This window comes from Pseudomonas idahonensis (assembly GCF_037903935.1).
GTDB classification, from domain to species: Bacteria; Pseudomonadota; Gammaproteobacteria; order Pseudomonadales; family Pseudomonadaceae; genus Aquipseudomonas; species Aquipseudomonas danubii.
This window is the reverse complement of record NZ_CP149586.1, coordinates 3,163,246-3,186,668: the sequence shown is the minus strand read 5'-3', so window position 1 is coordinate 3,186,668 and position 23,423 is coordinate 3,163,246. Positions and strand designations below refer to the sequence as shown.

The 23,423-nt window shown below is 62.9% G+C and carries 19 protein-coding genes; 7 read left to right on the top strand and 12 right to left on the bottom strand.

Translation table 11 applies throughout. The features are described 5' to 3' along the window. Positions 1–75 precede the first annotated feature (75 nt). The gene (locus tag WIN67_RS14550) at positions 76–855 is read left to right on the top strand and encodes a TSUP family transporter (RefSeq protein WP_011061548.1); all 780 of its coding nucleotides are present in this window, start codon (positions 76–78) and stop codon (positions 853–855) included. Here WIN67_RS14550 and nudC read toward each other — a convergent pair. The 4 genes from nudC to WIN67_RS14530 form a co-directional block, all read right to left on the bottom strand. After that, positions 823–1,653 carry an NAD(+) diphosphatase gene (gene nudC, locus WIN67_RS14545; RefSeq protein WP_102865201.1) on the bottom strand — a complete coding sequence of 277 codons (831 nt, stop codon included), beginning with the start codon at positions 1,651–1,653 and terminating at the stop codon, positions 823–825. The genes WIN67_RS14550 and nudC overlap by 33 nt on opposite strands. A 6-nt stretch (positions 1,654–1,659) precedes the next feature. Continuing rightward, entirely contained in the window at positions 1,660–2,472 is an 813-nt protein-coding gene (locus WIN67_RS14540; protein ID WP_102865202.1) for a crotonase/enoyl-CoA hydratase family protein, read from the bottom strand. A 273-nt stretch (positions 2,473–2,745) separates the two neighbouring features. Then, a complete protein-coding gene (locus WIN67_RS14535) occupies positions 2,746–4,050 on the bottom strand; it encodes an ATP-binding protein (RefSeq protein WP_102879609.1) in 1,305 nt (434 codons plus the stop codon). 4 nt (positions 4,051–4,054) lie between these two features. Further along, positions 4,055–4,756, bottom strand: coding sequence for a response regulator transcription factor (locus WIN67_RS14530; RefSeq protein ID WP_102879610.1), 702 nt, complete (start codon positions 4,754–4,756; stop codon positions 4,055–4,057). 202 nt (positions 4,757–4,958) lie between these two features. Between WIN67_RS14530 and WIN67_RS14525 the strand changes: the two genes are divergently transcribed. Both WIN67_RS14525 and WIN67_RS14520 read left to right on the top strand, forming a co-directional pair. Beyond that, positions 4,959–6,113: an efflux RND transporter periplasmic adaptor subunit gene (locus WIN67_RS14525; protein ID WP_102879611.1), complete on the top strand. Its 1,155-nt coding sequence runs from the start codon at positions 4,959–4,961 to the stop codon at positions 6,111–6,113. A 10-nt stretch (positions 6,114–6,123) separates the two neighbouring features. Continuing rightward, entirely contained in the window at positions 6,124–9,222 is a 3,099-nt protein-coding gene (locus tag WIN67_RS14520) for an efflux RND transporter permease subunit (protein WP_102879612.1), read from the top strand. Between the two features lie 72 nt (positions 9,223–9,294). On the opposite strand, the gene WIN67_RS14515 is transcribed toward WIN67_RS14520, so the two are convergent. Both WIN67_RS14515 and WIN67_RS14510 read right to left on the bottom strand, forming a co-directional pair. Beyond that, the gene (locus WIN67_RS14515) at positions 9,295–9,420 is read right to left on the bottom strand and encodes a hypothetical protein (RefSeq protein ID WP_016965043.1); all 126 of its coding nucleotides are present in this window, start codon (positions 9,418–9,420) and stop codon (positions 9,295–9,297) included. Positions 9,421–9,478: 58 nt separating this feature from the next. Continuing rightward, the gene (locus WIN67_RS14510) at positions 9,479–10,429 is read right to left on the bottom strand and encodes a LysR family transcriptional regulator (protein ID WP_170002445.1); all 951 of its coding nucleotides are present in this window, start codon (positions 10,427–10,429) and stop codon (positions 9,479–9,481) included. Between WIN67_RS14510 and WIN67_RS14505 the strand changes: the two genes are divergently transcribed. The 3 genes from WIN67_RS14505 to WIN67_RS14495 are packed head-to-tail and all read left to right on the top strand — an operon-like array spanning position 10,423 to position 12,884. Next, complete coding sequence (locus tag WIN67_RS14505; RefSeq protein WP_339071547.1) at positions 10,423–11,625, top strand: TauD/TfdA family dioxygenase; 1,203 nt, start codon at positions 10,423–10,425, stop codon at positions 11,623–11,625. The two genes, WIN67_RS14510 and WIN67_RS14505, sit on opposite strands and share 7 nt — an antisense overlap. A gap of 4 nt (positions 11,626–11,629) precedes the next feature. Continuing rightward, positions 11,630–12,388 (top strand): sulfite exporter TauE/SafE family protein, encoded by a 759-nt coding sequence (locus WIN67_RS14500; protein ID WP_102865209.1) that lies wholly within the window; start codon positions 11,630–11,632, stop codon positions 12,386–12,388. 16 nt (positions 12,389–12,404) lie between these two features. Next, the gene (locus tag WIN67_RS14495; RefSeq protein WP_080963096.1) at positions 12,405–12,884 is read left to right on the top strand and encodes a YbaK/prolyl-tRNA synthetase associated domain-containing protein; all 480 of its coding nucleotides are present in this window, start codon (positions 12,405–12,407) and stop codon (positions 12,882–12,884) included. A 178-nt stretch (positions 12,885–13,062) separates the two neighbouring features. Here the strand turns inward: WIN67_RS14495 and WIN67_RS14490 are convergent, their stop codons facing one another. The 5 genes from WIN67_RS14490 to WIN67_RS14470 all read right to left on the bottom strand — a co-directional run bounded on the left by WIN67_RS14490 (position 13,063) and on the right by WIN67_RS14470 (position 18,527). Continuing rightward, positions 13,063–13,242 (bottom strand): hypothetical protein, encoded by a 180-nt coding sequence (locus WIN67_RS14490; protein ID WP_102865210.1) that lies wholly within the window; start codon positions 13,240–13,242, stop codon positions 13,063–13,065. Between the two features lie 155 nt (positions 13,243–13,397). Then, on the bottom strand, positions 13,398–14,573 hold the full coding sequence (locus WIN67_RS14485) for a lactonase family protein (RefSeq protein WP_102879615.1): 1,176 nt from the start codon (positions 14,571–14,573) through the stop codon (positions 13,398–13,400). Further along, positions 14,560–14,853 (bottom strand): DUF5629 family protein, encoded by a 294-nt coding sequence (locus tag WIN67_RS14480; RefSeq protein WP_102865212.1) that lies wholly within the window; start codon positions 14,851–14,853, stop codon positions 14,560–14,562. Before WIN67_RS14480 ends, WIN67_RS14485 begins: the two co-directional genes overlap by 14 nt. Positions 14,854–15,069: 216 nt before the next feature. Next, complete coding sequence (locus tag WIN67_RS14475; RefSeq protein ID WP_110595573.1) at positions 15,070–17,445, bottom strand: efflux RND transporter permease subunit; 2,376 nt, start codon at positions 17,443–17,445, stop codon at positions 15,070–15,072. A 32-nt stretch (positions 17,446–17,477) separates the two neighbouring features. Beyond that, positions 17,478–18,527: a WD40/YVTN/BNR-like repeat-containing protein gene (locus WIN67_RS14470; RefSeq protein WP_102865214.1), complete on the bottom strand. Its 1,050-nt coding sequence runs from the start codon at positions 18,525–18,527 to the stop codon at positions 17,478–17,480. Between the two features lie 433 nt (positions 18,528–18,960). On the opposite strand from WIN67_RS14470, the gene WIN67_RS14465 reads away from it, so the two are divergent. After that, complete coding sequence (locus WIN67_RS14465; RefSeq protein ID WP_339071545.1) at positions 18,961–20,592, top strand: SulP family inorganic anion transporter; 1,632 nt, start codon at positions 18,961–18,963, stop codon at positions 20,590–20,592. A 162-nt stretch (positions 20,593–20,754) separates the two neighbouring features. On the opposite strand, the gene pepN is transcribed toward WIN67_RS14465, so the two are convergent. Beyond that, complete coding sequence (gene pepN, locus WIN67_RS14460) at positions 20,755–23,412, bottom strand: aminopeptidase N (RefSeq protein ID WP_339071543.1); 2,658 nt, start codon at positions 23,410–23,412, stop codon at positions 20,755–20,757. Positions 23,413–23,423 lie beyond the last annotated feature (11 nt).

Sequence of the window (23,423 nt, the reverse complement as noted above, 5' to 3'; positions counted from 1 at the left end):
GGCGGGGTTGCAGGTAAGATGGCGATCTTTCGCGCAGCCCCCTTTGCGCTTCCCGCCGAACAATAAGCCGAATCCATGCCCTTCGAACTCAGCGTAGACCTGACCACCCTCGCCATTCTCGCCCTCGTAGCATTCATCGCCGGTTTCATCGACGCCATCGCTGGCGGCGGCGGGCTGCTCACCACGCCGGCCCTGCTGACGGCCGGGCTGCCGCCGCACTTGGTCCTGGGTACCAACAAGCTCAGTTCGACCTTCGGTTCCGCCACCGCCAGCTTCACCTTCTATCGCCGCAAGCTGTTCCACCCCCGCCAATGGACCCACGCCATTGTCGGCACCCTGGTGGGGGCGCTGACCGGGGCCATCGTCGCCCATTACCTGCCGGCCGAGTGGCTGAACAAGATGCTGCCGGTGATCGTCTTCGCCTGTGGCCTGTACCTGCTGTTCGGCGGCACCCCCAAGGCGCCGCTGGACAGCGACGCACCGATCAAGAAGAAGTGGCAATCGAGCCAGGGCTTCAGCCTGGGCTTCTATGACGGCGTGGCCGGGCCCGGCACCGGGGCGTTCTGGACCGTGAGCAGCCTGCTGCTCTACCCCATCGACCTGGTCAAGGCCAGCGGCGTGGCCCGCAGCATGAACTTCGTCAGCAACATCGCGGCGCTGTCGGTGTTCGTGTTCTCCGGGCAGGTGGACTGGATCATCGGCCTGTGCATGGGCCTGTCGGTGATGGTCGGGGCGTTCTTCGGCGCACGCACCGCCATCAGCGGTGGTGCCAAGTTCATTCGCCCGGTGTTCATCACCGTGGTCCTGGGGTTGACCGTACGCCTAGCCTGGCAGCACTGGTTCAGCGTGGCCTAGACGGCGCGCCACATAGAGGTCGATCAGGTAGCGGGCAATCGAGCGCGAGGCCGGCAACGGCGGCAGCGCGTGCACGTTGAACCACTGGGCATCCTCGATCTCGTCTTCCTGGGGGATGATCTCGCCAGCGGCGTATTCGGCATGGAAGCCCAGCATCATCGAATGCGGGAACGGCCAGCACTGACTGCCCACGTACTGGATGTTCCTGACCTCGATGCTCACCTCCTCCCGCACCTCGCGGATCAGGCAATCCTCAGCTGACTCACCGGGCTCGGCAAAGCCGGCCAGGGTGCTGTAGACACCCGTAACGAAACGCGGAGAACGGGCCAGAAGAATCTCGTCGCCCCGGGTGATCAGCACGATCATGCTCGGTGAAATGCGCGGATAGGCCCGCAGATCGCAGGGCTCGCAATACATTGCCCGCTCCCCCGGCACTTGCCGCGTGGCTCGGCCGCAACTGCCGCAAAAGCGATGCTCCCGGGCCCAGGTGCCGATCTGTGCGGCGTAGCCCAGGACCTTGTACAGGGTGTGATCGCCCTCCAGCATGAAGGCTCGCAGGCTTTTCCAGCGACAGCCCGGCACCTCGGCGCGGCCACTGAGTTCCAGCAGGTACACCGGCTCGCCATCGAGGTGGCCGATGCCGTGTTCCGCCAGCAGCGGCAGGTCCTGGCCCTTGAGCCAGTGCCGCGGGAACAGCGCGCCGTTGTCGTCATGGAGAAAACCTTCCGGGCCGCGGGCCACGGCCCAGCCGCCAGGAAGGTCGGTGTCGAGTACTGCGGTGGTCCAGCGTGCAATCATCGTCAATCAATCCAGAAATTCGGGTTTCTGTTTGCTCATGTGGGCGGCAATGGCCACACGCAAGTCGTTGGACTGCAACATGGCGGCGTTCCAGGTGGCGACATATTCCAGGCCGTCATCGATCCGGTGGTCACGCATGTAGCTGAGCATTTCCTTGGTGCCGCTGACCGCGATCGGCGATTTGGCGGCAATCTCCCGGGCAATCTCCATGACCCCGTCCAGCAGGCTGGCGGCATCGCTGTAGGTGCGGTTGACCAGGCCGATGCTGCGCGCTTCCTCGGCACCGAAGGTGCGCCCAGTGTAGGCCAGCTCGCGCAGCATGCCGTCGCCGATGATACGTGGCAAACGTTGCAATGTGCCGACATCCGCGGCCATGCCGATATCGATTTCCTTGATGGAGAACTGGGCATCGTCAGCGGCATAGCGCATGTCGCAGGCGCTGATCAGGTCGATGGCGCCCCCCAGGCAATAGCCCTGGATCGCCGCCAGCACCGGCTTGCGGCAGTTGTCCACGGCGGTGAAGGAGGATTGCAACTGGAGAATCTTGCGCCTTAGCAGACGGGCGTTGCGGCCCACGTCCTTGCCCAGTTCGTTGGCCACGCCGGCCAGCAGCATCAGGTCTATACCTGAGGAAAAATGCTTGCCGGCGCCACTGAGCACCACCACCCGCACCGCATCGGTGTCATCGATCCAGCGGAAGATCTCGACGATCTCGCTCCAGAACGCGGCGTTCATGGCATTGATCTTTTCCGGCCGATTGATCTGCACATGGGCGATGTTGTCAGCGAGTTCGACGCGAAAGGCTTGGTATTCGGACATGGCAGTGATCCTTTACTGGGCGGAAAATGAGGGCCGAACTATAGCAAGTGGTGGCGCCGCCCCGTAAGGCAGCGCATTGGCCAAAAACGGGACTGGCCGCAGGCTGGCGCGCGCCCTTGAAGGCACGCCGGTTTGTGTAGCCGCTGCCGCAGGCTGCGAACGGGCCCGAAGGGCACGCTGGAGCCGACGCCGCGTTGTTCCAGCTTTGCGCCGACTGCGTCGACGATCGCAGCCTCGCAGGCTCGGCAGCGGCGACAAGGCCGTGGGCGCCGTTCAGCGGGTGGTCGGGGGCGGCAGGCTCAGGCGAAAACGCGCGCCACCCAGGGGCGAGGCTTCCACGGTCAGGGTGCCGTCCTGGGCTTCCAGGGCGCGGCGGCTGATGGCCAGGCCCAGGCCGAATCCGCCGGTGGCGCGGTCGCGGCTGCGGTCCAGGCGGTAGAAGGGTTCGAATACCCGCTCGCGCTCGTCGTCAGGAATGCCGATGCCGTCGTCGTCGACCCAGATTTCACACCCCTCGTCGCTGACCAGCACGCCCACCTGAATGCGTTTCTCACAGTAACGGGTGGCATTGCGCAGCAGGTTCTGCAGGGCCCGGGCAGTCAGCCGCGGGTCCAGGGTGAAACGCTCCAGGGTGCCGTGCAGCAGGACATCGATGACGATGTCCGATTCCAGTTCATCGTCAACGCTGCCGAGGATGCTGTCGATGAACTCGTCCAGCGACACCTCGACCTGCTCCGGCAGGCAGGCCGGATTCTGCAGGCGGCTGTAGGACAGCAGCTCCAGCACCAGTTCATCCAGCTCACGAATATGCGCCACCAGCCCTTGCAGACGCTCGCGGCTGGCGGCAGGCAGATCGTCGGAGAGCACCAGGGCCAGGCCGAAATCCAGTCGGGTCAAAGGCGTGCGCAACTCGTGGGACACCGCATTGAGCAAGTCCCGCTGCTGGTTCAGGAGTTGCTCGATGTCCCCGGCCATGGTGTCGAAGACATGGGCCAGGCTGCCGATGTTGGAGCTGCCGGGCAGTTGCGTGCGTTCACTCAAGTGGCCCTTGCCGAAGCGCTCGGCAGTGCGCTTCAAGCGCTCCAAATCGCGCCAGTGGGGCCTGACCCAAAGCAGCAGGCAGGCCAGCAGCACCGCGACGATCAGCACGTTGATGCTCCAGTACAGCAGGTTGACGTCCAGAGGGTCCGGCGGCACCACCAGCTTCACCGCCAGCTGGTCATCCAGCGGCGACACTGCCAGTGTGCGCCAGCCCCAGTCTCCCAGGCGCACGACCTTCTCGCCGCGTTCCAGGCGCTCACGCTCGTAAAGGCTGAAGTCCGCATCGTCGATGCGCACAAGAGCCACCTGCAGCGGGTGGAACTCCTCGTCCATTTCCTCGGCCAGGGTCGGCCACTGGGACGCAGGCATGGCGCGAAACTGCTTGACGATCAAGCTCTGCAGCCCGCGGGACTGATCCAGGTTGTAGTCCAGGAAACGCTCGTGGAAGACCTTGATCACCAGGTCGGGGATCAGGTAGATCGCTGCGCTGAAGGCGACGATGGTGATCAGGTACAGCCGGATCAGGATGCGCAGCATGGACTCAGCATTCCCACTCGGAACGGCTGAACAGATAGCCCTTGCCCCAGACGGTCTTGATCTTGCGCGCCTCGCCGGCATGGTCGTCGAACTTGCGTCGCAACTTGGAGATGGCAACGTCCACCGAGCGATCGGTGCCGTTGAACTCGATGCCCCGCAGGCGCTGGAGGATCTGGTCGCGACTGAGCACTTCACCGGCGTGCCGGGCCAGCACCACCAGCAGGTTGTACTCACCGCTGGACAGTTCCACCAACTGCTCGCGCCAGGTCACGGTGCGCTCGGAGAGGTCGATGCACAGGTTGCCCATGAGGATCTGATCGCTGGCGGTCTGCGGCTCACTCAGGCTGCTGCGGCGCAACAAGGTACGCACCCGTGCCAACAGCACTCGCGGTTCGCAAGGTTTTGTCACATAGTCGTCGGCGCCCATTTCCAGCCCCAGGACCTGATCATGGCTATCATCGCGCGCGGTCAGCATCAGGATCGGCAAAGTCGCCGAGTCGGCGCGCAACAAACGGCAGACCTGCAAACCGTCCAGCCCCGGCAACATCAGGTCGAGGATCACCAGGTCCGGCGGATTGCTCTTGGCCCGCTCCCGCACCTGATCGCCACGACTGATCACACTGACCTGATAGCCGTTGCGCTCCAGATAACTGGCAATCAGTTCCGAGAGGGCGGAGTCGTCTTCGACGAGAAGAATATTGGGCATGAGCTGAGGTCTTTATTGAAGAAATACAGAGTACCGGCGTTTCTTATAGAGCACCGGCTACAACCAGCGAGGCGCCAAGGATATACAACAGCGGCAGCCCGGGCGCGCCTGCTTCACACTTTTTCACACAGCACCTACACAGCTTCACAGCGGGCCTTGACTCATGCCCTTAGCATGCCGAGGTCATTATTGGGGTATCAGCATGTCGAATAAACTCTTCGCGCCACTCTGCCTGTTGGTTCTGGCAGGGGCGCTGAGCGCCTGCGGCCAAACCGAGGGCGAACAGACACCACCGACCGCCACGGTGCGGATCGAGACGATCCAGAGCCAGGCCCTGTCCATCACCAGCGAACTGAGCGGGCGCATCGCCGCACCGCGAATCGCCGAAGTCCGTGCCCGGGTGGCCGGGGTGGTGCTGCAACGGACCTTCCGCGAGGGTTCCGACGTCAAGCAGGGTGACGTGCTGTTCCGCATTGACCCGGCGCCCTTCCAGGCCGACCTGGACAGCGCCCGGGCCAACCTGCGCAAGGCCGAGGCCAGTGCCTTCCAGGCGCGCCTGCAGGAACAACGCTTTGCCAAGCTGATCGCCGACCAGGCCATCAGCGGCCAGGAATACGACAACGCCCGGGCGACCCGGCGCCAGGCCGATGCCGAAGTCGCGGCCAATCAGGCCGCAGTCAAACGTGCCAGGCTCAATCTGGACTTCGCCACTGTTACCGCGCCGATTTCCGGTCGCGTCGGCCGCGCCCTGGTGACCGAAGGCGCCCTGGTGGGCCAGAACGAAACCACGCCTCTGGCGCTGATCCAGCAACTGGACCCGATCCACGCCGACCTGACCCAATCCACCCGTGAACTCAATGAACTGCGCCGGGCCTTGCGGGCCGGGCAGTTGCAACAGGTGGGCAAGGACCAGGCCAAGGCCACCCTGATCCAGGACGACGGCAGCCTCTATCCGTTGCCGGGCAAACTGCTGTTCGCCGACATCAGCGTCGACCCGAGCACCGGGCAGATCATCCTGCGTAGCGAGTTCCCCAACCCGGACCTCGATCTCTTGCCCGGCAGCTTCGTGCGCGTGCGCCTGGAGCAGGCCGTCAACCAGCAGGGCATCAGCGTGCCGCAACGGGCCATCCAGCGTGACAGCGCCGGCGTCGCCCAGGTGTTGCTGGTGAATGCCGAAAACCGTGTGGTGCAACACCCGGTGCAACTGGGCGGGGTACAGAAAGACCGCTGGATCGTCACCGAAGGGCTCAAGCCCGGTGACCGCATCATCGTCGAAGGCTTGCAGCACGCCCGTCCCGGCGAGCTGGTGCAGATCGACGACACGCCCCTTCCGCTCGCTCAGAATCCTGGCCAGTAGGTAGTACGACATGCCGCAATTCTTTATTGACCGCCCGGTATTCGCCTGGGTGGTCGCCTTCTTCATCCTGTTGGGTGGCGCCCTGGCGATTCCCCAACTGCCGGTGGCGCAGTACCCCACCGTGGCACCACCGCAGATCGAGATCTACGCGGCCTATCCGGGTGCCTCGGCGCAGACCCTGGACGAGTCGGTGGTCAGCCTGATCGAGCAGGAGCTCAACGGTGCCGACCACCTGCTGTACTTCTCTTCCCAGAGCAGCCTGGGCAGCGCCACCATCACTGCCACCTTCCAGCCCGGCACCAACCCGGAGCTGGCCCAGGTGGACGTGCAGAACCGCCTCAAGGCGGTGGAGCCGCGCCTGCCCCAGGCCGTGACCCAGCAAGGCCTGCAGGTGGAGAAAGTCTCCGCCGGCTTCCTGTTGCTGATCACCCTGACCTCCAATGACGGGCGCCTCAACGATGTGGCCCTCAGCGACTACCTGGCGCGCAACGTGATGAACGAGATCCGCCGCGTGGACGGGGTTGGCAAGGCCCAGCTGTACGGCGCCGAGCGAGCCATGCGCATCTGGCTCGACCCGCAGAAGCTGATCGGTTTCAACCTGACCCCGGCGGACGTCAATGCCGCCATCAGCGCGCAAAACGCCCAGGTGCCGGCAGGCAGCATCGGCGATCTGCCCAACCCGTCGAGCCAGGAAATCACCGCCACCATCCTGGTCAAGGGCCAGCTGAGCACGCCGGAAGAGTTCGCCGACATTGTCCTGCGGGCCAATCCCGACGGCTCCACGGTGCGCATCGGCGACGTGGCGCGGGTGGAAGTCGGCAGCCAGGAATACCAGTTCGGCACACGCCTGAACGGCAAGCCCTCCACCGCTGTTGGCGTGCAGCTGTCCCCCGGGGCCAACGCGCTGAATACCGCGACCCTGATCCGCGCCAAGATGGACGAACTGTCGCGCTACTTCCCCACCGGCGTGGAATACAAGATCCCCTATGACACCTCGCCCTTCGTCAAGGTCTCGATCACCAAAGTGATCTACACCCTGATGGAAGCCATGGCCCTGGTGTTCCTGGTGATGTTCCTGTTCCTGCAGAACATCCGCTACACCCTGATCCCGACCCTGGTGGTGCCGGTGGCGCTGATGGGCACCTTCGCCACCATGCTGGCCCTGGGGTTCTCCATCAACGTGCTGACCATGTTCGGCATGGTGCTGGCCATCGGCATCCTGGTGGACGATGCCATCGTGGTGGTGGAGAACGTCGAGCGGATCATGGCCACCGAGGGCCTGTCGCCCAAGGAGGCCACGCGCAAGGCCATGAAGCAGATCACCGGGGCCATCATCGGCATCACCCTGGTGCTGGTCGCCGTGTTCATTCCCATGGCCTTCATGCCGGGTTCGGTGGGGGTGATCTACCAGCAGTTCTCCCTGTCCATGGCCACCTCGATCCTGTTCTCGGCCTTCCTCGCCCTGACCCTGACCCCGGCCCTGTGCGCCACCCTGCTCAAGCCCATTGCCAAGGGCGAACACCATGAACGCAGCGGTTTCTTCGGCTGGTTCAACCGGCGTTTCGAAAGCCTGAGCAACCGCTACGAGGGCGGCGTGAGCTATGCCCTCAAGCGCACCGGTCGCTACTTGCTGATCTACGTCGCGCTGCTGGCGATCATGGCGCTGCTGTTCAGCCGCCTGCCCTCCTCGTTCCTCCCGGTGGAAGACCAGGGCTACACCATCACCGACATCCAGCTGCCGCCCGGGGCCAGCCAGAACCGCACGATCAAGGTGGTGGAACAGATCGAGGCGCATAACGCCGGCGAACCGGGGGTGGGCGACAGCACCATCATCCTCGGCTTCAGCTTCTCCGGTAGCGGACAGAACGCGGCCCTGGCCTTCACCACCCTCAAGGACTGGTCGCAACGGGGCAGCGACGACTCGGCGATGGCCATTGCCGACCGCGCCAACGGCGCCCTGAGTGCGATCAAGGACGCCGTGGTGTACGCCGTACTGCCGCCGCCGATCGACGGCCTGGGCACCTCCAGTGGCTTCGAATTCCGTCTGCAGGACCGTGGCGGCGTCGGCCACGCCGCGCTGATGCAGGCCCGGACCGAGCTGCTGGCTGCCACGGAAAAGAGCCCGATCCTGGCCAACGTCCGCGAGAGCGCCCTGGCCGAAGCGCCCCAGGTGCAACTGGAAGTCGACCGCAAGCAGGCCAACGCCCTGGGCGTGTCCTTCGCCGATATCGGCAACCTGCTGTCCACGGCCCTGGGCTCGGCCTATATCAACGACTTCCCCAACCAGGGACGCATGCAGCGGGTGGTGGTCCAGGCCGAAGGCGATCAACGCAGCCAGGTCGAGGACCTGCTGCGGATGAACGTGCGCAACAGCGCCGGCAAGATGGTGCCGCTGTCTGCTTTCGTCCGCGCCACCTGGACCCTGGGGCCGGCCCAGCTGACCCGCTACAACGGCTACCCGGCGATTGCCATTTCCGGCGAACCGGCTCCGGGCCACAGCACCGGTGAAGCCATGCAGGAAGTCGAGCGACTGGTGAGCCAGTTGCCCGCCGGCCTGGGCCTGGAGTGGACAGGTCTGTCGCTGCAGGAACGCCTCTCGGGCAGTCAGGCGCCGCTGTTGCTGGGCCTGTCGCTGCTGATCGTGTTCCTGTGCCTGGCGGCGCTCTACGAGAGCTGGTCGATTCCGACCTCGGTGCTGCTGGTGGTGCCCCTGGGGGTGCTGGGTGCGGTGCTGGCGGTGAGCTTGCGCGGGATGCCCAACGACGTGTTCTTCAAGGTCGGCCTGATCACCATCATCGGCCTGTCGGCGAAGAACGCGATCCTGATCATCGAGTTCGCCAAGAGCCTGTACGACGAAGGCCACGACCTGATCGACGCCACGGTGCAGGCAGCACGCCTGCGTCTGCGGCCGATCGTCATGACGTCCCTGGCCTTCATCCTCGGCGTGGTGCCCCTGGCCATTGCCACCGGCGCCAGTTCCGCCAGCCAGCAGGCCATCGGCACCGGGGTGATCGGCGGCATGATCACCGCGACCCTGGCGGTGATCTTCGTCCCGGTGTTCTTCGTGGTGGTCATGAAACTGGTAAAACGCGGTTCGTCCAAGGACTGAACCCAGACAAACGGGTCCCGATTCCGGGACCCGTTCCTTCCTTGATTGCCACGCTCAATCCAACCTCGAACGTCAGTCCTGCAACAGGCTGGTCAAACGCTCGCGAGAGGTCTCTGGCTCGCCTTCCACAGGCTGGGCAGAAGACAGGATGGGGGTGGAATAGAGCAACAGCAGAACCACAGCCAGACGCGTCAGCATGCTTTCGATCCTTGCTCGGGAAAGAGTCAATAATTCAGCGTCAAATTTAAATACATGGCTATGTGCCACTGCCAAGCATAATTTGTGCTGAGCCGCGTTTACATTCGAGGCTTTCACCTAAGTCGCGGATCATCTCCAGCAATGCCTTCACCCGCAGCGGCAAATTTCCGGCCGGGTACACCGCGTGCATCTGTGGGCTCTCACCGCTGCTGGAGGTGAGCTTGTACTCAGGACAAACCCGGAGCAGGCGCCCTGCTGCCACTTCGGGCTCCGCCATCCAATCCGCCAAGCGGGCGATCCCGACGCCCGCCAGGGCTGCCTGGAATACCGCCAGACCGGAGCTGAAACGAAATTTGGGGTGAACCCGAAAGCTGATGGCCTGCTCCTCACTGCGAAAATTCCACTCCTTGAGAATCCGTGGTGCCGTATGCAGGATCAGCGAATGCGACTCCAGTGCCTCGATGGACTCGGGCATGCCGTTGCGCTCCAGATAGCCGGGGCTGGCATACAGATAACGTGAGTAACTCCAGAGCGCAAAGCCGATCAAGTCGCTGGATTGTGGAAACGCGCCGCGAATCGAGAAGTCCAGCTTGCTCTTGGCCGGGTCGATGATCTCATCGGTGAAAATCACATCGACATTAACGTCTGGATAACGCTCGCAGTATTGCGCGATCAACCGGGGCAATACCCCTTGTCCGAGAAACTCGGGGGCGGAAAAACGGATCCAGCCGGAGGCCAGGCCGCTGAGACCGGACAGGTCTTCATCGACCTCACGTTGCAGGTCGAGCATTTTGTACGCGTGGGGCAATAAGCATTCACCCGCTTCGGTCAAGCTCACGGCATTGGAGGAGCGATTGAACAACTTGAGCCCCACACTTTCCTCCAGGGCTTGAACGGCACGGGTCAGTGCGCTGGGGGAGCGCCCCAGCGTCCGTGCCGCGGCGACGAAGCTGCGCTTGCGAGCCACGGTCGCGAAGGCTTCAAGTTCCCCCAACATATTCAATGCCACTGTCCACCTCATTGCATTTTTCACAACGCGGCATTGCAACACAAAAAAAGGCCCTTCCGTTAACCTTCCCGCTCAACCCACAAGGATGGGGCAAACAGGAGCGCAAGGACGTGTCAAAGCTGGATGAAGTAATCGGGAAAGCCGCAGCTTGTGTTGATGAAGTCACTCATGAATGGCTGGAAAAAAAATCAGTGACTTCGACCCGACGGGAGATACCGCAAATTCATCTGTCGCTCGAAGAACAACGCACACTTCAGGCCGGTCTGGCAGCACTGGACGTGACCGATAGCGCCTCGGGTATCCGCCACATGCCGGCCCTGGGGCGGCTGCTGGAAAGTGCCCTGTGCCCGGAGAAAATCCAGCAGCTACGCAATTTTCCACAGGCCCGTGACGTGGCGATGATCGTCAGGGGGCTGCCGCTGGACCCGCTACTGCCGGCCACGCCCTATGACCTGGAGCCGGGTATCGAGAACGTGTCGACGCTGGCCGGGGCTATCTTGTCCGTGCTGCAAACTCTGCAAACCCGTCCACTGGCCTACGAGGGTGAAAGCAACGACACCGTGTTCCGTCACGTATCGCCCAAGCACAAGCGAGAGACCGAAAAGAGCTCCTATGGCTCGCGCGCGGACCTGGGCATGCACGTCGACAACCCTCACCTGCCTTTGACCTGCGAACCCGTCTCGCAGTTGTCGGCCTGTCCGGAGTACCTGTCCCTGACCGGCCTGCGCTGCGAGCTCGATGTGCCGACGCGCATCGTCGCCATTGACGAGGTGCTGGCCATTCTGCCGGCCTGTGTCGAAGAGGAATTGTTACGACCGAACTTCACCGTTCGCCGACCGGCCTCCTTCGGCAAACAGGGGAATGTGCTGGAAAACGTCCCCTTGCTGTACAGAAGCGCAACCGGTGACCTGTATTGCCGCTACAACAAAGCGAGTGTCGAAGCGACCTGCGCCAATGCGCAGTTTGCCCTCCAACTGTTCGCCGCCGCCGCCGATCATCCCGATGTCGTGCACCACATACTGCTGCAACCAGGGGACATGCTGATCTTCAAGAACCAGCAAACCCTGCATGCCCGGGATGGTTTTACACCCCGCTACGACGGCCGTGATCGCTGGATGTTGCGGGTCTTCGGGGTCAATGATCCGGCACGCGTGGTGCCGCTGGCCCCTCATCAACCCTACATAGGCAGAGCCTGATTTCATGGTCGATATTGTCATCCTTTGCGTGTTCGCCTTCGCCGCCGGCCTGATCGATGCGGCGGTGGGTGGCGGCGGACTGATCCAGATTCCCGCGCTATTCAACGTGCTCCCCACCGCTCAACCGGCGGCGCTGCTGGGTACCAACAAAGTCGCGGCCGCCTGCGGCACCGCATTCGCGGCCCGATCCTTCGTACGCAAGGTGGTGATCAACTGGGGGCTTGTGATCCCCGCCGCCTGCGCGGCCTTTGTCATGGCCTTCTTCGGCGCCGCCACGGTGTCGTTCGTACCTCAGTCGATGATCCGGCCGGCGGTGCTGGTGTTGATTGTACTGATGGCGATCTACACCTTCTGGAAGAAAGATTTCGGCGCCCTGCACAAACCCATGCGCATCGGTACCAAGGAAAAACTGCTGGCGATCGTCATCGGCGGCGCCATCGGTTTCTACGATGGCCTGTTCGGTCCCGGCACTGGCAGCTTCCTGATCTTCCTGTTCATCCGCTGCTTCGCCTTCGACTTTCTGCATGCCTCGGCATCGGCCAAGCTGGTGAACATCGCGACCAACGTAGCGGCACTCATGTTCTTTATCCCAACGGGTAACGTGCTCTACCTGATCGCAATCCCCATGGCGGCATTCAACATCCTGGGCGCGCTCACTGGCACCTGGCTGGCCGTTCATAAGGGCGTGCCCTTTGTCCGGGCTCTATTCCTGGTGTTGCTGGTGATTCTGATCAGCAAACTGTCCTACGACATGCTCCTGTAAACCAGAGGAAAACTACATGCATCCGATGTTTGATCGCCTCGTGGCACTACTCGATGCCCGCTCAGCCTCCTACCGGGTGTTGATGCACGATGCCGAGGGCCAGTCGGCGCGCGTCGCCGAAATCCGTGGCACCGAGCCCGGCCAAGGCGCGAAGGCCATGCTTTGCTCCCTCAAGGGGCAGCCCGGACCCTATGCCCTGGTGATACTGCCGGGCGACCAGAAGCTGGACATGAAGAAAGTCGGAGCGGCCCTGGGCGGGAAAAAAGCCGAGCTGGTGAAGGCCGAAACCGCCATGGAACTGACCGGGTGCCGGATCGGCGCCATCCCTCCTTTTGTTTTCGATGAGCGCATTCAATTGATCGTCGATCCGGCCTTGACCACAGGCTACGCAGAAATAGCCTTCAACGCGGGGCGGCTGGATGCGTCGATGGTGCTCGATACGCAGGATTATCTGGCGATTGCCATGCCTCGATTGCTGGACATCAGCCAGGCCTGAGCAAACCTTCCCCTTGCGCCCTCCCCTATGACATGAAGCAGAGCTTGTCGATCGCAAGGTCGGCAAGCCATGCCGGCTTGGGCGCAAATCGTGTGAGGAACTCAGTGGCTACGGGGCAACGTGGATATCGCGCTGGACATGCCAGGCGGCTAGCCAGCACAGGCGTAACGCTAGCCGATCAGCCGTGGCTCTTGTGATCCAGGGCGGCGTAGAAGTTGGCGCTTTGTTGCAGGTACTTCTGGGTGTAGGTGTTGGTGGAGGATGTCTTGCGGCTGATTTCCACGTTGGCGCTGGCTGGCAGGGCCACGCTGGCGGAAATGGCGGAGGCTGCGATCACGGAGAAGAGATTGAAGTTCATCGGTATAACCCTCGGATTCAGTTGGCTTGCTTGCCCGTGTGGGCTGTTGAGCAAACTTACTCCCGAGGGTTGGCGGGAAAAAATGCTTTGCGGCAGTAGCTATTATCAGCGTGATTGATAGAAGCAGTCAGGCCCCGGATACCGGGGCCTGCGGTCTATTGACGCACCAGGAACTTGATGTCGCTGGGGGCTTCGAAGGGCAGTTTCTGCACCGTCTTGCCGAGGAAACCGGTCTTGGCGTCACGTTCGATCACCACGATTTCATTGCTTTTCTGGTTGCCGATCAGCACGTAGCGGTTGCTCGGATCGAGGCTGAACTCCCGCGGGTGATCGCCTTCCACGGAACGGCGCTGGATCTCCTTGAGCTGGCCGTTGCTCGGGTCGATGGCGAACACCAGCAACTGGTTGGCCGTGCCACGGTTACTGACATACAGGTACTGGCCGTCCTTGGAGGCATGCAGGGCCGCCGCGGCCTTTTTCTCCTTGGAGCCATTGGCCGCCAGATCCAGCAACTGACGCTGGGTCAGCTTGCCGTCCTGATAGTCAAAGACCGCCACCTGGGCGCTCATCTCCAGGGTCAGGTAGGCACGCTTGCCATCGGCACTGAACAGCAAGTGGCGCGGACCACTGCCTGGGGGCAGCTGGACAAAGGCCGGTTCGGCAGGCGTCAGCGGGTGTTCCGGATTGGCCTTGGGGTCGTAGCGGTAGACAAAGATCTTGTCTGCCCCCAGGTCGTTGGCGAACACGAACTGGCCGTCCGGGGACGACACCGACGAATGCACGTGGGCCGACTGCTGGCGCTCGGGATCGACCCGGCTGCCCGGATGGCTGGTGAGCTGCACCACCGGCGACAGATGGCCGTCGGCGCTGACCGGCACCACCGCCAGGCTGCCACCCGGGTCCACGTCTACCGAATAGTTGCTGACGAACAGGTAGTTGCCGTCGGCGCTCAGGCTGGAGTGAGTAGGCTCGTTGCCCTGGCTCTGCACCTGGTTGATCAGGTTCAGTTGATGGGTCTTGGGCGCCAGGCTGTAGCTGCTGACACGACCGATGGGGTCAACCTGCCCCGGGCTGTTTTCATTCACCACAAAGACGAATTTCTGGTCCTTGGAGAGGGTCAGCCAGGACGGGTTGGAGCTCTTCACCACTTGCAACGGCTTGGCATCGATCCGCCCGGTCCCCTCGTTGAAACGCAGGCGATACAGGCCCTGGCTCTGCCCTTGGGTGTAGGAACCCACCAGCAGTTCCTGGGTCTCTGCCGGCGCGGCCTGGACCGCCATGGCACCAACACTGCCGGCCATCAACAGCGGCCAGAAATTACGCATCTTCATGCTCACTCTCCTCTTCGTCGCGGGCACTGAACGCGCTCATGCACACCAGGCGGTGCTCGCCGGAATCAGCGACCAGGGTCCAGCTCTGCAGCGCCTGATCAAAAGTCGCGGCCTGCACCTGGGCCAGGGTAAAGCTCCAGCGCTTGGCGGCACGGCCATCCATGCACTCGATCAGCAGGCGCTGCTCGTCGAGGGTGAAATCGAAGGCGTGCAGGCCGTCGATTTCCAGCATGTCGCAGGCTTCAAGGGCGGTGAGCAAGGTGTCGGTAGCAGCGGTCATAGCAATCAATCATCAATTGGAAAGGCGCAATCATAGCTGATCGGCGCCGAAGGATCGGGCCCGTATTGCGTCCAGTCATCACTCGCCGCCGGTGCGGCCTGCGGGCACTGTCGAAGGGGTCTGGCATTGCCCTGCGGCGCCAGCCTGTTCATGCCCTGGGAGCAGGCATGAAAAAGCCGCGCCCGAGGGCGCGGCTGAGTGTTCAAAACGCCTGGATCAGTGAGCGAACAGCGAGTTGCCCTTCTGCCCCGCCAGCTTCTCCGGCTTGATCAGGAACCGCGCCAGGGCCGGCAGTAGCCACAGGGCACCGAACATGTTCCACAGCAGCATGAAGGTCAGCATCAGGCCCATGTCGGCCTGGAACTTGATCGCCGAGAAGATCCAGGTGCACACGCCGATGGCCAGGCACAGGCCGGTGAACAGCACCGCCTTGCCGGTGGAACGCAGGGTCTGGTAGTAAGCCTCCTGCAACGGCAGTCCGGCACGCAGGAAGCTTTCCAGACGGCTGTAGATATAGATGCCGTAGTCGACACCGATGCCCACCCCCAGCGCCACCACCGGCAAGGTCGCGACCTTGACGCCGATGCCCATGAAGGCCATCAACGCGTTGCCCAGCACCGAGGTCAGCACCAGCGGCAGGACGATGCACAGGGTCGCCGCCCAGGAGCGGAAGGTGATCATGCACATGCCGGCCACACAGATGTACACCAGGATCAGGATGGTCAGCTCGGACTCCTTGATCACTTCGTTGGTAGCCGCCTCGATCCCGGCGTTGCCGGCGGCGAGGATGAACTCCAGGCCATCCTTGTTGTGCTGCGCGGCGAATTCCTGCACCGCATGCACCGCGCGGTCCAAGGTCGCGGCCTTGTGGTCATTGAGGAACACCAGCACCGGCGCCAGGGAGCAGTTGTTGTTGTACAGGCCGTCGGCCCGGGCAATGGAGTTGTTGAGCACATCGGGGTTGCGCGACAGGGTTTCCCATTTCAGGTTGCCCTCGTTCATGCCCTTGATCATCTGCTTGGACACAGTCACCAGGGAGATCGCCGACTGCACGCCCTCGGTGTTCTGCATCTTCCACATCAGCTCGTCGATGGGGGCCATGGCCTCATAGCGCGAGCAACCTTCGGATGCGGTCTTGACCATCACCACCAAAACGTCGGAGCTGGTGGAGTAGTTGCTGATGATGAAGTTGTTGTCCTTGTTGTAGCGCGAGTCGGGACGCAGCTCCGGCGCGCCCTGGTCGAGGTCGCCGATCTTCAGGTTCTGGCTGTACCAGAGGCCGCCGCCAAAGGCCACCAGGGCCAGGGCGATGGAGATCGGTGCCACTTTGGGGCTGGCAAAATTCGACAGCAGGCGCCAGAACGGATGCTCGCGGGAGGCATCCTTCTTGCTGCGTTCGATGGCGCGCTTGCTGATGCCGACGTAGGAAATCGCCACTGGCAGCAGGATCAGGTTGGTGAACACAATCACCGCCACACCGATGGAGGCACCGATGGCCAGCTCGCGGATCACCCCGATGTCGATGATCAGCAAAGTGATGAAGCCCACGGCGTCGGCGAGAATGGCGATCATCCCCGGCAGGAACAGTTGGCGGAAGGTCCGCCGCGCCGCGGTCAGGGCGTTGTCGGCGTCACTGGACTGCAGGGCGATGCCGTTGATCTTCTGCACCCCGTGGGAGATGCCGATGGCGAAGATCAGGAACGGCACCAGCATCGAGTACGGGTCCAGGCCAAAGCCGAAGGCATGCATCAGCCCCAGCTGCCAGACCACCGCCACCAGGGTGGTGATCAGCACCGCGATGGTGCTGCGGATGCACCAGGTGAACCAGTACAGCAGCACCAGGGTGATGATGAAGGCCACGCCGAAGAACATCACCACCATGATCAGGCCATCGATCAGGTCGCCGACCTTCTTGGCGAAGCCGACAATGTGGATCTTCACATTGGGGTTCTGCGCTTCGAACTTGTCGCGGATCTTTTCTTCCAGCTGGTGGGAGAACTTCTGGTAGTCCAGGGCCAGCAGCTTGCCCTGGTCCTGAGGGTCCGGGTAGGACTCCAGCAACGGGATGTCGACGATGCTGGATTTGAAATCGTTGGCCACCAGGCGCCCGACCTGGCCGGACTTGAGGACGTTGTTGCGCAACTGGTCGAGGCTTTCGGGCGAGCCGTTATAGCTCTGGGGAATCACCTCGCCACCGGCGAAACCTTCTTCGGTCACCTCGGTCCAGCGCACGCTGGGGCTCCACAGCGACTTGAGCCCGGAGCGATCGACGCCAGAGATGTAGAACACCTCGTCGTTGATCTGCCGCAGGGTCTCCATGTACTCCTGGGTGAAGATGTCGCCGTCGCGGGCCGCCACCGAGATACGCACGGTGTTGCCCAGGTTGGCCAGGTCATTGCGGTGCTCCATCATCCGCTCGATGAACGGGTGCTTGAGCGGGATCATCTTTTCGAAACTGGTGGAAGGCCGAATCAGGGTCGCCTGCCAGAACAGAAAAGCGCTGACCAAGAGGCAAATGAAGATCACTGCCGGGCGGTTGTTGAAAATCAGGCGTTCGAGAAAGTTCGCCTTGTCCTGGTGATGACTGCTCATGGAATTCCCCACCTTCTTATTATGTGCCCGGCTTATTTGCCGACGTCAGCGCCGGTTGCCGCAGAGATCCGCACCCCGCCCTGCCCGGCCAGGATCAGCTTGCCATTGCCGGCAGCGGTCACCGCCGACAGCGAGAGGCGGTCCGCACGGTTGAATACGCTGAAGGTCTGGCCGTGGTCGGTACTGCGGATCACGCTGCCGCCGTTGCCGACGATCACCAGCGAGCCGTCGTCCAGCAAGGTAGCACCCGACAGGCCGAACTCCAGGGCGCCACGGGCAGCGTTCAACTCCACCTGCTCCCAAGTGTTGCCGAAATCCGTGGAACGATAGAGATTGCCCCGCAGGCCGAACACCAGCAGGGTCGCCGGCTGGCCGGTAGCGATCACGCCGAACAGCGAGCCTTCATAGGGGCCTTCGAGGCGCTCCCAGGTCTGCCCATCATCGGCGGAGCGGAACAGGCTGCCCTGCTCGCCGACGATGAACAGTCCGGAATCCTTGACCTGGGCAATGGCGTTGAGGTGGAACTGGTCTTCGTTGTCCAGGCGATCGCTGACGTCTTCCCAGTGCTGGCCACCGTCGGTGGTTTCCAGCAACGCGCCATAGGCACCGACGGCGTAGCCGTTGCGGGTGTCCTTGAACCAGACATCGAGCAAGGGCGCTTCACGCTTGAGGTCCTGGAACTGCCGACTCCAGGTGACACCGCCATCGGTGCTGGCCAGGACCTGGGCATCGTGGCCCACCGCCCAGCCGTGCTGGTCATCGACAAAATACACCGCGGTCAGCAGTTGCCGGGTCGGCACCTTGGCCTGCACCCAGGACGCTCCCTGATCGTCGGAGTAGAGAATGTGCCCGCGGTCGCCCACTGCCACCAGGCGCTTGCCGGCGTGGACCACATCGAGCATCAGGCTTTTCGCCGCCTTGGGCGATTCGATGGAATAGACAGTATCCGCTGCGGTGGCAGCGGCCAGGACCGGTGTCGACAGCGTCACGACACCCAACAGCGAGAGCGCTGTAGCCAGCAATGCGAACGTGCGCAGCGCCGGCGGGCGGCCAACAACTACACCCATGACAGGCTCACTCATAGACCATTCCCCCATTATTATTGTCAGGTCATTTGACCTCTCAGGGCGCCTTCAGGGGTTTTCGATGCCTGGACCGACCGTGAAGATCGTCCTGAAACCTGCACTCTAGAGCCCCTTCGGCTGCGGGCTATCCTATCGGGCTTTGGAAAGGTCTGACAATCAACGCCACGTTATCTTTTGTTAATCACCGCCTCTGGCCAGGCCCCTGAATGCTCGGGCATTCGCTGGGCTGATCGATGCTCCTCTGCAGCAGGCGAGGAAGCGTTGATGGCGGTACGAAAAGCTTGTCAATTTAGCTGAGGTTTGCGCGGCCTGTCGGCGTGTAGCACCGGTACACGACCAAAGGCTGATCCAGGGCATCAGCCGCCGCTACCCAGCGTTGACTATGATGAGCTGCGTGGGTGGCGAGCCCGATGACCTTCAGGAGTGACGCATGATTGCCATACGCGAGGCGTGGAAGGCTGGCTTGCTCGGCCCCCGGCACTGGGCTCGCAACCTGGTGGCTGGGGTGATTGTCGGCGTGGTGGCGCTGCCCCTGGCCATGGCGTTTGCCATCGCCTCCGGGGTCAAGCCGGAACAGGGCATCTACACCGCCATCGTCGGTGGCCTGCTGGTGTCGCTGTTCGGCGGCAGTCGCTTGCAGATCGCCGGCCCCACCGGGGCCTTTATCGTGATTCTCGCCGGGGTCACTGCCAAATACGGGGTCGACGGCCTGCAACTGGCGACCATGATGGCCGGCATCATCCTGTTCCTGCTGGGCATCAGCCGCCTGGGCGCCCTGATCAAATTCATCCCCGACCCGGTAATTCTCGGCTTCACCGCCGGGATCGGGGTGATCATTTGGGTCAGCCAGTGGAAAGACTTCTTCGGCCTGCCCGCCGTCCAGGGCGAACACTTCCACCAGAAGCTCTGGCACCTGCTGCAAGCCCTGCCCGAACTGCACCTGGCCACCACCCTGCTGGCCTTGCTCAGCCTGGCGCTGCTGTTGTGGGTACCCAAGATCCCCGCGCTCAAGCGCCTGCCGGCGCCGCTGGTTGCCATGGTCCTGGCCACCGCCTTGCAGTCACTGTTCCAGTTCCAGGGCGTGGCCACCATCGGCAGTGCCTTTGGCGGCATTCCCCAGGGCTTGCCGACCCTGCAACTGCCCGAGATCAGCCTGCCACGGATACTCGACCTGATAGGACCGGCCTTCGCCATCGCCATGCTCGGAGCCATCGAATCGCTGTTGTCGGCGGTGGTGGCCGACGGCATGGCCGGCACCCGCCACGACTCCAACCAGGAACTGATCGGCCAGGGCATCGCCAACCTGGCCACACCGCTGTTTGGCGGGTTCGCCGCCACGGGCGCCATTGCCCGCACCGCCACCAACATCCGCAACGGCGGCAGCAGCCCGCTGGCCGGCATCACCCACGCCGTGGTGCTGGTGCTGATCATCCTGTTTCTCGCGCCGCTGGCGGCCAATATCCCGTTGTGCGCCCTGGCGGCGATCCTGTTCGTGGTGGCCTACAACATGAGTGAGCTGCACCACTTCAAGCGCATGGTGCAACGCGCGCCCCGGGCGGATGTGGCGATCCTGCTGTGTACCTTTGTGCTGACGGTGTTCAGTGATCTGGTGATTGCGGTGAACATCGGAGTGATCCTGGCGATGCTGCATTTTCTGCGGCGCATGGCCTCCTCGGTGGAGGTGCAGCAAGTGGTGGGAGAGGATCTGGAAAACGAATTGCGCGGCAAAGGCCGCGGGCACCTGCCTCCGGGGGTGCTGATCTATACCATCGAAGGCCCCCTGTTCTTTGGCGCTGCCGAAACCTTTGAACGGGCCCTGGCCCAGACCCATAGCGATCCCAGGCTGCTGATCATCCGCCTCAAGCATGTGCCGTTCATGGATATCACTGGGCTGCAGACCCTGGAGGAAGTGATAGGTCAGCTGCACAAGCGCGGGATCGTGGTGAAACTGTGCGAAGCCAACCTGAAGGTTCATGCCAAGCTTGAGCGAGTGGGCATCCTGCACGCCATTGGCGCGCAGAACTATCACCGCGACTTGAGCAGCGCACTGCCCCCCCTGTAGCCGCTGCCGCAGACTGCGAACGGTCTGGGCGGCACTGCGTCGCAGGGACGCATCGATCTCAAGACCGACAGAGGTATGACAGCGATCGCCAAGCAAGGTCCTGCGGACCTTGGCGCAGCTTCGCAGGCTCAGCAGCGGCTACAGGCGTAGCCGCTGCCGCCGTCAGGCGAGGCTTTTGCTCACCACTTCGAACACGTCGCTGGAGAGATCGCCGGAAGCACGGATGCGCTCCAGTTCGCCCTTCATCAGCGCCTGACGGGCGCTGTCGTATTTGCGCCAGCGAGTCAGTGGCGCCAGTTGCCGCGAGGCAATCTGCGGGTTGAAGCCGTTGAGCTGGATCACCAGATCCGCCAGGAAGCGATAACCCGAACCATCCGCCGCATGGAAGTTGATCAGGTTCTGCCCGGCAAAAGCCCCCACCAACGCCCGCACCTTGTTCGGGTTCTTGAGGTTGAACGCAGGGTGCTGCATCAGCGCCTTGACCCGCTCCAGGCCGCCCGGCAACGGGCTGCCGGCCTGGACGCTGAACCACTGGTCCATGACCAGGGCGTTGTCCTTGAAGTTCTCGGCGAACACCGCCAGAGCCTGGGCCTTCTCGGCCTCGAACGGCGAGTTGACCAGCACCGCCAGGGCGGTGAGACGCTCGGTCATGTTGTCGGCGCTGTCGAACTGCTCGATGGCCGCCGCCAGCACTTCAGGCTTGCGGGTCAACATCAGGTAGGACAACGCAATGTTCTGCAGCGCGCGACGGGCAAAGTGCTCGGACTCGGCGACATAGGCCGTGGCCTTGGACACTGCCCGGTTGGCCTGATAACGCTTCCACAGCGCATCGAACAGGCTGTCAGCCAGTTGCTGGCGGGCAAACTCGCGAGCCGCATGGATCGCCTCGACATCCGCCACTTCGCTGATCTCGGTCAGATAGGCCTCGCCCGGCAGCGACAGCATTTCCGCGACCATGGCCTGGTCCAGGCTGTCATCCGCCAGCACGGTGCCCAGGGCAGTCACCAGACGTTCGTCCATCACCAGCGCCTGACCCTGCTGATGCTGGGCAATCAGTTCTTGCAGCACTTGCACGGCCAACTGCTGGCCGGCGTCCCAACGGTTGAAACCGTCGCTGTCGTGCTGCATGAGGAACATCAGCTGGTCGCGATTGTAGGGGAAGCTCAGCTTCACCGGCGCCGAGAAGCCCCGCAGCAGCGATGGCAACGGATGTTCGGCGATATCGACGAAGGTGAAGGTCTGCTCGGCCTCGGTCACCGAGATCACCCGGGAAGTCCCCTGGGCGGCGTTTTCGCCGGACAGGCGCAGGGCCATACCCGCCCCTTTCGAGTCCAGCAGGCCCAGCTCCACCGGGATCACGAACGGCAGTTTCTCCACTTTGTCCGGGGTCTGCGGGCAGCTCTGGCGGAAGGTCAGGCTGTAGGTCTTGGCCGCCGCGTCGTAGGACTCGCTGACCGCCAGCCGTGGCGTACCGGCCTGGCTGTACCAGCGCTTGAACTGGCTCAGATCGACGCCGTTGGCATCTTCCATGGCCTTGACGAAATCGTCACAGGTCACGGCCTGACCGTCATGGCGTTCGAAGTACAGGTCACTGCCCTTACGGAAACCTTCAGCTCCGAGCAAGGTGTGGATCATGCCCACCACTTCCGAACCCTTTTCGTACACGGTCAGGGTGTAGAAGTTGGAAATCTCGATAAAGCTTTCCGGGCGCACGGCATGGGCCATGGGGCCGGCGTCTTCGGCGAACTGGTGGGTGCGCAGGTAGGCCACGTCCTGAATGCGCTTGACGGTGCGCGAGTTCATGTCCGCGGAGAAACCGGCATCGCGGAACACCGTGAAGCCTTCCTTGAGCGACAGCTGGAACCAGTCGCGGCAGGTCACGCGGTTGCCCGACCAGTTGTGGAAGTATTCGTGGGCGACGATGGCCTCGACCCGCTGGTGGGCGGCGTCGGTGGCAGTTTCGGCACGGGCCAGCACGGCGCTGGAGTTGAAGATGTTCAGGCCCTTGTTTTCCATGGCGCCCATGTTGAAGTCGTTCACCGCGACAATCATGAAGATGTCCAGGTCGTATTCACGGCCGTAGGTCTCTTCGTCCCAGCGCATGGACTTTTTCAGGCTGTTCATGGCGTGCTGGCACTTGTCGATGTTTTCCGGCTCGACATAGATGCGCAGCGCCACATCGCGGCCGCTCTGGGTGCGGAAGCTGTCTTCCACGCACCACAGGTCACCGGCCACCAGGGCAAACAGGTAGGCGGGCTTCATGAACGGGTCTTCCCAGGTCGCCCAGTGCCGGCCGTCTTCACCGGGGCCGCTGGCAATCGGGTTACCGTTGGAGAGCAGCACCGGGTAGCTGTGCTGCTCGGCCACCACGGTGGTGGTGAACTTGCTCATCACATCCGGGCGGTCGAGGTAATAGGTGATCTTGCGAAAGCCCTCGGCTTCGCACTGGGTGCAGAACATGCCACTGGACTTGTACAGGCCTTCCAGGGCGGTGTTGCTTTCCGGGTGGATCTTCACGCTGGTGTCCAGGGTGAAGCTGGCGCTGGTGGGGTGCAGGGTCAGGTGGTTGTCATCCAGCTGGTAGTCGTCAGCACTCAGCGGCTGATCGGCGAGGCTCACCGATAGCAGCTCCAGCTGCTGGCCATCCAGCACCAGCGGCGGCAGCCCGGCGCCACGGGCCGGATTGCGACGCATCACCAGCTGCGCATGGACCAGGCTGTGGTCCTCGAACAACTCGAAGGTCAGGTGGGTCTCGTCGATCAGGTACTCGGGGGCCTGATAGTCCTTCAGGTAGATCATCTTCGGTTGGTCGGTGCGCATGGCGAATTCCT